Consider the following 12,462-nt stretch of genomic DNA (forward strand, 5'->3'; position numbering starts at 1 on the left):
AGGGATGGTTTATCCCTGACTTACCTGGCTTTTGTTTAGTTTTCAAAGAACATTTAAAGATGTTTTTTTGTTCCGTCGCTCGTTTTGGCGACTTTTATATCTTAACACTTTGTTTCCTTAGTGTCAACATCTTTTTTTGAAGTTTTTTTGACAACTGCTTATCGTAGCAGCGACGTTTATTAATATATCATGTAACAATCAAAGGGTCAATACCTTTTTTGAAAAAAGTTCAACTGAGCTTTTAACCTTAATTAAACCTTAACCGTCCCGCTCTCAATCATTAGAATCTCACCAATCAACTCGAGCGTACCTCCACTTAAAAATGATCTCATCTCCATCGTTGCATGCGTTTATCTTTTGTATTTTTTCCTTGAAAATTCGAGAATACAGTTTTTAATGTTCTTGTCCCAACGATTATAATGCGGCAAAAAGTCAAAATTAACCCATCCTAATGTCACTAAATTTCGGTTTTCTTGAAAAATTAAAAGGACTACCTTCATTTGTAGTCCCATCATATTTTCATAAAAATGCGTGCAAAATAAATAAAACGGCAAATCCTATTCCTAATCGAAAGTGCCACTTGCGGTCTAATTTTTTGTACCGCATGAAACCCGTTACCGCAATCGGCACTAAACATAAGAGGGCCAATAATCCGGTCATGTTCGACCAATCCCACCTCCAGCCATAAAGAAACGCACAGACGGCATGTATAACCACTAGCCCGAAAACCGTGATGGCCGCAGGTACGTGCCATTGACGTGCCCATCGGGAGAACGTAATGACAACCGGTTTCAGTTTCGCTATCCACCGATCAACATATTTCTTCCGTAAAATAAAGGACAGTACATAATGAGCAAAAACAAAAAAGACTAAAATTCGCGCCAGTGAACCAAAATTTTTGAAAAACCCTTTAAATGCTCTACTATGATAAGTGGCCGCCGGGAAAAAGTGTGGAATAATGAAAAAGAGCATCATTAGAAGAAAAAGAACGATCAATCCGGTCGTCCATATCATTCTGTTCTGTTCTTTTTTATTTCGTATCCATGGTTCCTTTGGAAATAAGTTTATCGCCTGTTTCCTCAAAGGGGGCTCCCTCCATTTATCGAAAATCTAAATCGTCCATCATTATAAAACCAAAAGGAACCCCTATTTTCATTTATGTATAATTTTACGAAATTAAATTTTCGCTTACTTCATCATCTACTAAAAACGCCCTACCCTTTTCTATTGGAATGAATAGATTAATAGCAAGGGGGTGTTCAAATGCCAAAAATCTTTATTGATCCCGGGCATGGCGGAAAAGATTCCGGCGCTATCGGGAACGGATTACAGGAAAAAGACCTGACACTCGATATTGCCCTTCGAATGAGACGAATTCTTTTAGACGAATATGAAGGTGTCGTCGTGAAATTAAGTAGGGCAACCGACATTTATGTATCATTGGATCAACGAACCAATATGGCAAATGCATGGGGCGCGGACTTTTTCGTCGCCGTTCATATCAATTATGGCGGCGGGACGGGTTATGAAGACTATATCCACAACAGCCTGCCCGATTCTTCGAAAACAGCTGTTTACCGCAGCCAGATGCATGCAGAAATTATAAAAGCGACCGACTGGTTTGATCGAGGAATGAAAAAAGCCGACTTCCACGTCTTGCGGGAATCCCAAATGCCTGCATTCTTATCGGAAAATGGTTTTATCGATAACGCGGAAGACGCGGCTAAGTTGAAAACGGGCGCATTCAGGGAAAAAATAGCCCGCGGTCACGTCAATGGCCTGGCTGCCGCATTGGATTTGAAGAAGAAGGTTACCTTGTACAGGGTGGTTGTTGACGGAGTTCAAGTCGGTGCTTATTCGGAAAAGCGAAGTATATTAAATGCCATTGACGAGCATCTTAATCAAGCGGATCACATTATAATAGAAAAAGTTTAAAAAGCGCTTAGTTGGCGCTTTTTATTTTTTATCAAGCCATTGAATGGTTTTTATGGATTCCGCACCTTCTAAAATTTCGAATGAGTTATTTTCTCCTCCTAGCTCGCGCCATTTTTTCCGCGCCTCAAGCCATTTCCCGAAGTCTTTTTCATCATCAAAAGACAATACATTATTGATCACCATCGGTTGATCGCCGGATGCCCTATTAATCTTTACTGTCGTTTTAACTTTTATCATCTGACTCACCTCCGAAACGATCGATTCCATTGCATATTCTACCTGTCCCTCAAATAAAGAAAATGGGCGAATCATGATTAACCGATGATAGATCGATGATATTTTGCAGAAATATCAAACGATAAAGTAAGCCTACTATTTCTTTTTTTGATAAAATGGATATACTAACTGGAATCGAGGGTATACAGATGAGCCATTATTTAAGGAAACTGGAAGTAAAGCGAAATGACATCCCTTCTTTCAAACGATACCCATTTCATTTGCCCGCCGTTAAATCATTAACGGAATTAAACTTCCACCCGGACGTCACTTATTTGATCGGGGAAAATGGGATGGGAAAGTCTACGTTGCTCGAAGCAATTGCCATCGCCATCGGGTTTAATCCGGAAGGCGGCACGTTCAATTTCAACTTTTCCACTCGTGACTCCCATTCCGAACTTGAACGGTATGTCAGGTTGGTCAGGGGAGTTGACAGGCCAAAGGATGGCTTCTTTTTACGTGCGGAAACGTTTTACAATGTGGCAACGAATATTGAAGAAATGGACAGCGAGCCGTTCGCTGGTAATCGTGTAATTGAATCCTTCGGCGGTGTCTCCCTTCATGAACAGTCCCATGGAGAAGCATTTTTCGCGACATTTTCGAATCGTTTTAGAGGAAACGGGATTTACATTTTGGACGAGCCGGAAGCAGCGTTATCCCCATTAAGGCAATTATCGATGCTTGCGAAAATTCATGATCTGGTCAAACGCAATTCACAGTTCATTATCGCTACCCACTCCCCGATCCTCATGGCTTACCCGAATGCGACGATTTTTGAGCTGACGGAAAAAGGAATCCAGGAAACCTCATTAGAGGAAACGAATCATTATTCGATAATGAAACAGTTTTTCGAAAACAAGGAACGGCTGTTGCATCATTTGCTAAATGAATAAATAGAGTCATTGTATCCTCCTTCGTTGTGCAAGCAAAAATAAGTAGTCCCCTTTTTTCTCGTGAGAAAAGGGGATTACTGACTCCTCTTAAAAAAAGTCGTAGATAAACGGGGTGTAGTCAGGAATCATTTTTTCAAAATGTTCAATATCCTGCTCATTCCCGCTAATTCTCCCAAACCGATAAAGTTCCGATGGCTTTTTGTAGTTGAACAAAACAGCTGTTAAACTTTGGATATCACAGAGAACCCCTTTTTTTGGAGGATGAGTGCAGAAAGCTTGCTCCTTTTGCTTATTGAATGAAGTAATTTCTTTTCTTCCTTCTTTCACGCTTACTAAATACGTTCCTGCATTCCATTCTGCAAACTCGTCATGCACATGTAAAAATAAATGCCGATCTTCTGAACAGTCAAAAGGGTATTGCTCTAATACATTTTTGACATCAACAATTCTGCCCATAAAGTAGGCATACTGTTCCTGTTTAATTTTTGGATCACTTAAATAATAGCCCGTTTGATCATCAACAGGCACAATCATTGTCACAAGATCAATCATTGAATCATGATTGCCAATAAAACGCCATAAACCGTTCCAACTCATGAAATCCAGGTAGACAAATTCGTCAATTTTAAATGTTTTTTCTTTGATAGAATAAATGAGGTATCCAGTTGGTTCGTTCTCCTCATTTTTATACACAACGATATTTTCGTCATCGATTAACCGTTCCCACCATACATCGCTTCTTTTTAGAGAACCGTTATACACTTTAGCAAATTGCTCATAAACTGCGTGAAGCATTTCAACGTCTTTTTTTGTTATTCTTCCCACTTTTCCTTTTACTGTCACTGTTTGAGGAAATTGTTCCTTTTTAATTTCATACTTCTTATAATCACATGTGCACTCCCACCCGTATTTTCGATAAAATTTCACCGAAAACGGATGAAGCATTGAAATCGCCTGTCCATTTTCTTTCATTGCTTTTAATGCATGGTAAAGCAGTCCCTTAACATGTCCGCTTCTTCGGAATTCAGGCCAGGTGGCAACACCGGCGACCCCGCCCATGGGCATGACGTTTCCGCCTAAATACATTTTGAATGACAGCAAATGGAGTTTCGCCATCAACTTGCCTTCGTCATTAAAATAGCCGAAAATCTCATCTGCGTTCATTCTAGAAAGCCGTTCTTCCCTTTTTTCTTCCGATAATTTATACCGAAATGCATATTCAGACAAATCAATCGCTTCATTGAATTCACCTGGTTTAAGTGTCCGAATCACCGTCATCTCTCCTTTCTTCTCGTTATATGTATTCCATACAATTAAACAACTTCCTTTAAAAAATAAGGACAAAATGGTTCTCCGGTCTTTACATACGAACGATGAAGAAGGAGCTTTGCCTTTTCAATCCGTTTCAACATCTACTTTTGGAAGAGATGAACGTCCGTCTGCCATTTTCTCCGCTGTGAAAAAGATGATTTTCTGGTTGGCGTAATCGAAACGAAAGCGGCGGAGACTGGCACATTCATCATAGCTTTTCCTGATTAAATCAGGCGAAGCCACCGTACCCCGGCTGATAAAAGCAATTGATACGGGTAAAACTGGCTTATTTCTTCTCTCAAATTTGTATATGCTTCAAAAAATTTTGGCCTCATTGCGATCAAATAATCAAAGCAAAATAGCGCCTTCGTAATCTAATAGGCAAAAGCCCGAGTCTCTTTTTTCAACAAAAGAGCGGCAAATCTTCATCAAATACCATTCGCAGTCCCAATGCGTATGAGAAATAAAGTGCGCCACCTTTTTCTTTGTCATTTCCTAATCCTCCCGCCCGAGTTAAACAAACGTTTGATTAACCTGCCTGTTCGCATCAATTGTTATTTAAATTCACGATTCGTTACCCTAACAATTGCTTAACTTACTCTTACCAGTTAAAACATTTTTCATGATTATCAGTGATTTTAACCTAACAAACAAAACTCCTATTCCAAAATGACCGCTCATCCTGGATATAGGAGTTCAACTACGCATTATGATTTTTTCGCCATTTCAAGGATGATTTGCGCTGCTTTGAGCTGTACCATCGGATCTGGATGATCGAGTTGCCTGGACAGCACCTGACATGATTTTTCATATAAATCTTCCATCTTATACGGATAGGTTTCCGGAACATGATTTGATTCGAGAAGATGTTCGATTGTGATTAAGTGTTGGGTGAGGCAAGCAGAAGTTTTCGGGACTTTCGTCGATCGGCGAAGAGATTCAGGCAATTGGCTGCGCAAAATGGGTTTTGGAATCCATTCTACTTTGCGCTGGTGCGGGTATTCTTGTTGCTCTTCTGAATAATAATAATCGCTTTTCACCACTCCGATGTACACTTGATGATCTTCCGGTGCAATAATGTAATCATCTATTTTAATGCGATTTGCCATCATCTTTAACGTCGCGAGGGCGGAAATGGAGTTATACGATTCTTCATCTACGTTGTAAAGGATGGTTTTGATTTCATCATCAGATGCGCCTTTTAAATCACCCGTTGATTTCCAACCTACAGCGACAATCGAATCTCTTAAAAATTCTTTCATTCGGTTTTTGTTTTGCGGATAAGGACGAATCAACCAAACTTGTCTATTGTCCATTTATTCGGGTGCCGGCTACTCTTGACCTCGTCGTAAGCTGCAGCACTCCCTTCCCTCCTTTTTCAACCATTTTTTAAAATATACCACATAAAGTTTGAATATTCTAATAGTTTTTAACATTGATTTCATATTGTAACACTGGCGAATTGCCATTCATCATTTTATGAAGTTTTTGTTCGAGTCGGTTATAATGGATGAAGGTTTACGTTAAACGTCACCGAGTTTGATGGGAGAGAGGGTGAATCTATGAACGGTGTCTTTTTAAGAGTTGATAAAGGGGAACCGTATAAAAACGGAGAGTTAATTGAATTGGCAAACGGGCCGACCATCATTGGCCGTTCCGGTTCTACAAGTGAAGCTGATCTTCCATTTTCCAGCCCCTATATCTCGAGAAAACATGCTTCGATTAACGTTCAAGCGGGGCAAATTACACTGACAGATCTAAAAAGTAAACATGGGACACTATTAAACGGACAGGTGCTCGAACAGAATCGACCGTACCCATTAAATCATAATGACAAAATTATGCTGGCAAAAGGCATTGTCCTTCTTCATTTTGTCGATAGCAGCGAATTGGAGAGGACGATGGAATTTACCAATCCATTTGCTTTACCGAAACTTAAACCTTCCGGACTCATTATCGATATTGAAAAACGGCAAATTATATTGGATGGCAACCGGGTGTTTTTATCCGGAAAGCATACGGATTTATTGTTTTTATTGTACGAACACCGCAATCAAGCCGTCAGCTATGACCAGATTAAAATCAACATTTGGCCAGAACGGCTTATAACCGGCTGTTCAACGCCCGATGTCGGAAAGGACGAGATCAACGCGCTTGTCTACCGCTTGCGAAAAAAGCTCGGGAAATACGGAGAACACATCATTTCCATCCCCCGATACGGCTATATGCTGGATATATAAGCAGTTCCTCCTTCGAATGAAGGAATGGGCTGCTTCCCTCTCAACAATTTTTCGAATCTTCTTATCCTTATCAGCGATTTCTCATTAAACTTTCATCGCGCCTTTATTTCTTATTTCTATCGAATTCAAGTAAAATTTATATAAATTATACACCGACTTAAGTCATATTTTGATTGAACTTGGTGTACCCTTTAGAAAAAAGCAGATATTTTTTTCCATATTTCAAGGAATTCAAAGGGGTAGAAATGAATGCACAAAATTATGATGGTTGTTGAGAACCCACAAATTGCGGAATTGTTTCGCACATATATGGACAACTACGGATATGAGGCAATTGTTGTCGATGATTTTGATAACATTCTTCATTCTTTTCTATCAATTCAACCTGATTTAGTGTTGATGACGGTGAATCTTCCGGGATATGACGGCTATTATTGGAGCCGCCAAATTCGCGAAGTTTCCAACTGCCCTATTTTATTTATTAGTGACCGCTTTGCCGTCCTGGATGAAATGATGATTCATGAAAACGGCGCGGCCGATTATATTGCCAAGCCTTTTTCTTTCGAAGCCGTCACGCGAAAAATTCGCGCCCACCTTTACCGCGCGTACGGGGATTATTCACAATATGAAGCATTTGAACAAAAAGACATTAACGGGAAAAGCTTTGGTTGAAATTCCCCCTGACAAAAACAGACTGAAAAAACGGGATTTCACCATGGCATCCCTTCCCGATTGGGCTGCTTGAGGGGCAGATGCAAAGCGTGTACTTTTTCAATTAACGTTTCGTTGGGATTTGGATTAATGATATACACGTTAGTCCCTTTGTTCAGCCTTTCCAAAAAGAAATTCACTTCAGGCCGGTCCATTTCAGCGTATGAATGGCCGACCATGATAAAATTGTCGATATCATTTCTTTTGGTTGTTACGTAATCGAAAATATTGTACATAGCGTTAACCCAGCTTAGTTTTAGCTGAATGTTATAAATGGATGGAGGGATGATGTTCGCCTCCATTCTTGGCTTCATCCAATCGGTCTTCGGAACAATTTCAAGCTGGTCCGTGTCGCTTAACCCTTTCGTAATTCCCCATCTCTTTTCCGCAGAATGGCCATTTACTTCAACATCAAAATCGATCGACCCATGAGGTTTTAAAATCGGAATCCCGCGTCTAGGTTCTGTTGTTCCTACGCGGTGAAATGGAATATTGGCGAGCGATAATGCACGCTCCAAAATACAATCATAGTTAAAAGAAACCGCGCAAATGATCTTTTCGCGGTTTTTTTGAAGCCAATCGGCCCATCTCCAGCCCTTCATATTATAGTTTTCCGCCGTCAGTTGAAATAAAGAATAGGCCAGAGCGAAAAAACGCCGCAACTCGCATTCCTTCTCGATATTCCCGCGGTTTTTTTGCAAAAATCGCTCAATCGCATCATAGTCATCAGTATTTTTCGCAAATGGATAAAGTTCTTGTTGAATGGATGGGAGCTTATCAAGAAAGGCGGTATAGGAAATTTCGCTCGTATTAAACGTACGAAGAGGTTTAGAAGAATGAAGGCCATGGGGAAGGCAAAAATCCAAAGTAAACCCGTTCCCAATTAATAAACAGACGTTTTCCATCGTTTTCTCCTTATGTCATTGCAAGTTTTTCTCTTATTTTGACGGAAAACCGGGTATTCTAAACATCGAAGCGAACAAGTTTGAACTTAGACGAATAATTCCTCTTGTTGAATGAATAAATGCTATTTTTAGACGAATAAACTGCTCAATTAAACGAATAACTGTTTTAAGAGAAACCCCCTGCTTCTATAAAAAGGCATAAAAAAAATCGGGTCTACTAAATAGCCCAATGACAAATACATCGTATATGGCGGAGAAGGTGGGATTTGAACCCACGCGACAGTTGCCCGTCCTAACGCATTTCGAGTGCGTCCCCTTATAGCCACTTGGGTACTTCTCCATTTTGAGGTCAGGTATTATTATACAACGATTGTCTAAAGTTGTGAAGAGTCTGCCGTTATTTAGTCAATCTTCATACAATTTATAGACCGCCTTCACCAAGAGGCGGTCTATATAGGAGTTCATTTTCGAGGTTTACGGCACAAAATAGGTCGGGATCTGCACTTGCTCCTCGCTTAATACTTCAGTACCGCCTATGGCTTCTAACGCTGTGCCAAATGTCTGGATCCAATCGCCCGTTACCGCGATTTGTTGCCCTTGAAGCTTTAGTCCTTTATCCGTTGTCAAAATTTGTTCAGAAACGCCGATGGCCACTACGACTTTCCCGATTGTTGCGAGCCAGACACTTTCCACAATTTTTCTTTATCCAGGCGATTTCCCATCTTTCTGCTGATTAACAATTATTTGGATAAATTAATGAGTTCTATTAACTGCCCCATCGCTTGTATCCATACCCCGGCGGCAATTTGCTTTTCGAGACTTAATTTCAAGTCTTCATGTTCAGCATTTTTATTGATGTCCTCTTCAGCCTGCTCTCATTTTACAATCACTCCCCTTTCACCCATGTCGTTATATTTATACTATTCACGCCTTTAAGAGGGGGGTTTTATTGAAGCGAAAAAAGCCTCATCTGTTAAAACAGAGAGGCTAAACATTTCTATTGCTATAATTTTTCAACTGCCTTTTTTACAAGCGAGGCATAAGCCTTCGCCCCTTCTGGATTAAGATGGACACCATCAGGAGCGAAATAAGAATCATGACCGGCGCTAGCCCCGTACCAGTCTACAAGCGCGGTGCGGGGATGGCTTGATGCCACATCCTCCAATACGGAGTTAACTACGTTTTCCCATGGTCTTGGAACTCTCGTATTCACTAACACGATTTTTTTATTTTCGCCAACGGATTGAAGCAATTCCATCAGCTGGTCTTTCGTAAATGGACCGTTCGTGCCGAGCTCAAGAACGATGTAATTTCCTAAGTCGCCATTTGATTTTAAATCTCTTACGATGTCATCGGCATCGGACATTTGGCGGCCAATTTCGGCATTTACCTCGACGCCCGGGATCCGCTTTTTCAAGTAAGGTTCGACATCAACCATTACAGAGTCACCGATTACGGTAACATCACTTCCATCTATAGACGGTGCTTTCTTAGAATGCTTATCCTTGGACTGCTCAGAATGTTTTCCTTTCTTTGTTTTCGGCTGATCAACATGGTGACCTTTCTTGTTTCGTTCCGTTTTTTCATTATTTCCATCTAATGGCTGTTCCAGTTTAGATGCGGCCGAATGAGAGCCCGGGACAAGACCGATCAAGCCAACGCAAGAAATGCCGAGAATAAGCACCAGACAACCTATGGCAACACGGCGGCTTTTCGGTATGCGGTTCCACTGCCACTGGCGCAGACGAATCTTCGTCCACCATCTTTTTAATGCGCCATGGCGTATCGGATTTTCAATGAATGTCCACGACAAAGCGGCAAGGATGAAAGTTGCGGCAATTTGCAATAGGACACGAACACTATTTATTCCTTCCGTATTAACCGCAGGTGTCGTTAATGTAATCACCGGGTAATGCCAGAGGTAGATCGCATAGGAACGTACCCCGATCCAACGAAGCGGTTTGGAGCCAAGCCATTTTCCTAATCGGGAAGCAGGATGGGCAAGTGCTGCGACCAACACTGCTGCAGCGACTGACATGTGGACCATTCCCCCGCGATAGAGAAGCGTATCGTACTGGTTCGTCTTCCACATGATCAGGATTACGCATATCAGGGCTGTTGCTCCTGCCAAATCAAGGGTCAGGCGGTGAGCCGAAGGGAGTTTAGCAGATAAGCTCCGGCTCGGCCATACAAGAGCAAGAGAAGCACCAATGAGCAAAGAAAAGGCTCTCGTATCCGTTCCATAGTAGACACGGCTTGGATCGGCACCCGGTTCGTAAAGAATAGCCATCGCAAGTGCTGAAGCTGCCATAAGTGTGACGGTCAGTCCAATGATCTTCCCCTTTCTTCGTATGTATCGTAGTCCAAAAAGCAAGATCAGTGGCCATATCAGATAAAATTGTTCCTCTACCGCCAATGACCAGAGATTGTTAATCGGAGAAGGAAGCCCAAAGCTTTCAAAATAAGAGACGTGATGGAAAATGGACCACCAATTGCTTACATAAAAAATCGAAGCGACCACATCTCCCCTTAACTTCGGCAGCAAGGTTGGATGGAAGAGTGTCACCCAGGCAACCACCAACACAAGCATAACAAGAAGTGCCGGAAGCAATCGGCGCGCCCGGCGAATCCAGAAATCCTTCATATCAAGCCTTCCTGTGCGGCTCCATTCAGCGACGAGAAGATCGGTAATGAGATATCCGGACAGGACAAAGAATACCGTAACCCCTAAAAAGCCACCCGGAGCCCAGCTAAAGTTGAGATGGTATGCAATTACCGCAAGTACCGCAATGGCCCGCAGCCCGTCCAAGCCGGCCATATAGCGGCCGTTTCCCTTGGTCGGTTTAGGCATACTGGGCACCCCCCTCTTTATGTACGACGTTCAAACTTTTGAGCATTTCTTTTGTAGCACGGTCTTCGCTACACATTTGTACATCATCCTTATGCATTTTAATCTCGTAATTACTATCCTAATAAAATTTAGCATAAAATCGAGAAGGTTTGTAAAGAAAAGAACACACTTCTGCAAAATTGCCTCAATGATGGGACTTCCGAACAAAAACAACCTGGAATATTTTTGAAAAGAACCGGGTTGTTTGATCATTCTTTGGCAAACATCCGTCTTTCTTGTATACTGTTTGACGAGGTGACATCAATGAAGTGGATTCGATTATTTTGGGTCGCACTATTTGCTGCTATCATCCTGACTGGATGTGGCCCAACCGTTCAACATCATCATGAAAATTCTAAGACCGGACAAATCAGTGACAATATTCTTGATGAGATGGAAGGACCGCCGAAAAACGGTCATACGCTGGAGAGGCATGTCGGCAAGTCAAATGACGAACTGCAAAAGCGGGTGAAGAGCAGCCATGTTTCAGCCGCAAGCACATACTATGACAAAAAAACAGCGACAAAAGCAGTGCTGGAAAGTCTGCATATTCATGAACAAGAAATTGAGCATTGGCTTGAGAAATCCAACCGTGATCGCCTTGTGCTGAAAACCCACCACTCTTTTGCGGTGGGAAAAACCGTTCTTCGCTCAGATCTTCGTGTTCATGAAGAGTTACATGATACAATAACAGTTCTGGCCAAAGACCCTTCAAGTGATTTGAAATATAAAATCATTACGTCTTATCCCTTTTTAAAGCGAGGAAGATAAATGTATCCACAATTTCAGTATTTTTTAGAAGCGTATTGCTTGCCTGGCTTAGAGGAGGATGAGTTTTGGGCAGCAATTGAGGAATTTGAAAAAAATGAAAATCAAGAGGTTCGACAGTCACTGCTCACTGAAGTACAAACAATCTTAAAAAATGGAGATTTAACAGTGGCGAAAAAAATGATCCAAGAACACGGAAATAGACAATTTTCCGCTAACGAAACCATCACCTGGTTACATCATATTGAAAAAAAGCTGACATAAAGGGCGTATGTTTACGTCCTTTATTTTTTTAGCTTCACAATTATGAATTGCAGGAAATGATAGGGAATTCTTTTAACACAAATTTTTATATCTGTTTATATAATCGGAATATTCTGTAATAAACTTTCTAGTGCCCTTTCAGCTAAGAAAGTTCTTATTTTCAAGAATCAATTTTCACCTGTAAAAAAAATAGAAGCAAAAAACAGGATCAAACTTCTCTAGTGTGGTAGTGTGAGTGCTATTTCATGGCATTTGGACAATAAACAGTG

At 41.2% G+C, this 12,462-nt stretch carries 15 protein-coding genes and 1 tRNA gene; 6 read left to right on the forward strand and 10 right to left on the reverse strand.

Going from position 1 to position 12,462, the window contains the following annotated elements; genetic code table 11:
* Positions 1-519: 519 nt before the first annotated feature.
* A complete protein-coding gene (locus WD019_RS20625; protein ID WP_425712673.1) occupies positions 520-1,083 on the reverse strand; it encodes a hypothetical protein in 564 nt (187 codons plus the stop codon).
* A 180-nt stretch (positions 1,084-1,263) separates the two neighbouring features.
* Between WD019_RS20625 and WD019_RS20630 the strand changes: the two genes are divergently transcribed.
* The gene (locus WD019_RS20630; RefSeq protein WP_425712674.1) at positions 1,264-1,935 is read left to right on the forward strand and encodes an N-acetylmuramoyl-L-alanine amidase; all 672 of its coding nucleotides are present in this window, start codon (positions 1,264-1,266) and stop codon (positions 1,933-1,935) included.
* Between the two features lie 21 nt (positions 1,936-1,956).
* On the opposite strand, the gene WD019_RS20635 is transcribed toward WD019_RS20630, so the two are convergent.
* Positions 1,957-2,172, reverse strand: a complete 216-nt coding sequence (locus tag WD019_RS20635) for a hypothetical protein (protein WP_026678676.1) — start codon at positions 2,170-2,172, stop codon at positions 1,957-1,959.
* A gap of 188 nt (positions 2,173-2,360) precedes the next feature.
* On the opposite strand from WD019_RS20635, the gene WD019_RS20640 reads away from it, so the two are divergent.
* The gene (locus WD019_RS20640; protein WP_425712675.1) at positions 2,361-3,104 is read left to right on the forward strand and encodes an AAA family ATPase; all 744 of its coding nucleotides are present in this window, start codon (positions 2,361-2,363) and stop codon (positions 3,102-3,104) included.
* Between the two features lie 87 nt (positions 3,105-3,191).
* Here WD019_RS20640 and WD019_RS20645 read toward each other — a convergent pair whose 3' ends face one another.
* The 4 genes from WD019_RS20645 to WD019_RS20660 all read right to left on the reverse strand — a co-directional run bounded on the left by WD019_RS20645 (position 3,192) and on the right by WD019_RS20660 (position 5,731).
* Positions 3,192-4,376 carry a GNAT family N-acetyltransferase gene (locus tag WD019_RS20645; RefSeq protein WP_425712676.1) on the reverse strand — a complete coding sequence of 395 codons (1,185 nt, stop codon included), beginning with the start codon at positions 4,374-4,376 and terminating at the stop codon, positions 3,192-3,194.
* A 123-nt stretch (positions 4,377-4,499) separates the two neighbouring features.
* Positions 4,500-4,658 carry a hypothetical protein gene (locus WD019_RS20650; RefSeq protein ID WP_154658013.1) on the reverse strand — a complete coding sequence of 53 codons (159 nt, stop codon included), beginning with the start codon at positions 4,656-4,658 and terminating at the stop codon, positions 4,500-4,502.
* Positions 4,659-4,763: 105 nt separating this feature from the next.
* A complete protein-coding gene (locus tag WD019_RS20655; protein ID WP_154658012.1) occupies positions 4,764-4,907 on the reverse strand; it encodes a hypothetical protein in 144 nt (47 codons plus the stop codon).
* 215 nt (positions 4,908-5,122) lie between these two features.
* Positions 5,123-5,731: a hypothetical protein gene (locus WD019_RS20660; protein WP_026678673.1), complete on the reverse strand. Its 609-nt coding sequence runs from the start codon at positions 5,729-5,731 to the stop codon at positions 5,123-5,125.
* A 246-nt stretch (positions 5,732-5,977) separates the two neighbouring features.
* Between WD019_RS20660 and WD019_RS20665 the strand changes: the two genes are divergently transcribed.
* Both WD019_RS20665 and WD019_RS20670 read left to right on the forward strand, forming a co-directional pair.
* On the forward strand, positions 5,978-6,655 hold the full coding sequence (locus tag WD019_RS20665; RefSeq protein WP_425712677.1) for an FHA domain-containing protein: 678 nt from the start codon (positions 5,978-5,980) through the stop codon (positions 6,653-6,655).
* 249 nt (positions 6,656-6,904) lie between these two features.
* Entirely contained in the window at positions 6,905-7,327 is a 423-nt protein-coding gene (locus WD019_RS20670; protein ID WP_051291537.1) for a response regulator, read from the forward strand.
* A gap of 38 nt (positions 7,328-7,365) precedes the next feature.
* Here WD019_RS20670 and WD019_RS20675 read toward each other — a convergent pair whose 3' ends face one another.
* The 4 genes from WD019_RS20675 to WD019_RS20690 all read right to left on the reverse strand — a co-directional run bounded on the left by WD019_RS20675 (position 7,366) and on the right by WD019_RS20690 (position 11,122).
* Entirely contained in the window at positions 7,366-8,271 is a 906-nt protein-coding gene (locus WD019_RS20675; protein WP_425712678.1) for a hypothetical protein, read from the reverse strand.
* Positions 8,272-8,519: 248 nt separating this feature from the next.
* Positions 8,520-8,611 (reverse strand) — tRNA-Ser (locus WD019_RS20680).
* Positions 8,612-8,745: 134 nt separating this feature from the next.
* Entirely contained in the window at positions 8,746-8,964 is a 219-nt protein-coding gene (locus WD019_RS20685) for a hypothetical protein (protein ID WP_425712679.1), read from the reverse strand.
* 310 nt (positions 8,965-9,274) lie between these two features.
* On the reverse strand, positions 9,275-11,122 hold the full coding sequence (locus WD019_RS20690; RefSeq protein WP_026678670.1) for an acyltransferase family protein: 1,848 nt from the start codon (positions 11,120-11,122) through the stop codon (positions 9,275-9,277).
* Between the two features lie 303 nt (positions 11,123-11,425).
* On the opposite strand from WD019_RS20690, the gene WD019_RS20695 reads away from it, so the two are divergent.
* Together WD019_RS20695 and WD019_RS20700 are read left to right on the forward strand one after the other, a co-directional pair.
* Positions 11,426-11,932 (forward strand): RNase A-like domain-containing lipoprotein, encoded by a 507-nt coding sequence (locus WD019_RS20695; RefSeq protein ID WP_425712680.1) that lies wholly within the window; start codon positions 11,426-11,428, stop codon positions 11,930-11,932.
* The gene (locus WD019_RS20700; protein WP_425712681.1) at positions 11,933-12,193 is read left to right on the forward strand and encodes a hypothetical protein; all 261 of its coding nucleotides are present in this window, start codon (positions 11,933-11,935) and stop codon (positions 12,191-12,193) included.
* The last annotated feature ends 269 nt before the right edge of the window (positions 12,194-12,462 follow it).

The sequence above is a fragment of the Fictibacillus sp. Mic-4 genome (assembly GCF_049843615.1).
Lineage (GTDB): Bacteria > Bacillota > Bacilli > Bacillales > Fictibacillaceae > Fictibacillus_A > Fictibacillus_A gelatini.

Coding starts and splice junctions, on each gene's coding strand:
- WD019_RS20635 (WP_026678676.1), bottom strand. CDS start 2,172: ATGATAAAAGTTAAAACGACAGTAAAGATTAATAGGGCATCCGGCGAT.
- WD019_RS20675 (WP_425712678.1), bottom strand. CDS start 8,271: ATGGAAAACGTCTGTTTATTAATTGGGAACGGGTTTACTTTGGATTTT.
- WD019_RS20660 (WP_026678673.1), bottom strand. CDS start 5,731: ATGGACAATAGACAAGTTTGGTTGATTCGTCCTTATCCGCAAAACAAA.
- WD019_RS20665 (WP_425712677.1), top strand. CDS start 5,978: ATGAACGGTGTCTTTTTAAGAGTTGATAAAGGGGAACCGTATAAAAAC.
- WD019_RS20640 (WP_425712675.1), top strand. CDS start 2,361: ATGAGCCATTATTTAAGGAAACTGGAAGTAAAGCGAAATGACATCCCT.
- WD019_RS20690 (WP_026678670.1), bottom strand. CDS start 11,122: ATGCCTAAACCGACCAAGGGAAACGGCCGCTATATGGCCGGCTTGGAC.
- WD019_RS20655 (WP_154658012.1), bottom strand. CDS start 4,907: ATGACAAAGAAAAAGGTGGCGCACTTTATTTCTCATACGCATTGGGAC.
- WD019_RS20700 (WP_425712681.1), top strand. CDS start 11,933: ATGTATCCACAATTTCAGTATTTTTTAGAAGCGTATTGCTTGCCTGGC.
- WD019_RS20695 (WP_425712680.1), top strand. CDS start 11,426: ATGAAGTGGATTCGATTATTTTGGGTCGCACTATTTGCTGCTATCATC.
- WD019_RS20670 (WP_051291537.1), top strand. CDS start 6,905: ATGCACAAAATTATGATGGTTGTTGAGAACCCACAAATTGCGGAATTG.
- WD019_RS20630 (WP_425712674.1), top strand. CDS start 1,264: ATGCCAAAAATCTTTATTGATCCCGGGCATGGCGGAAAAGATTCCGGC.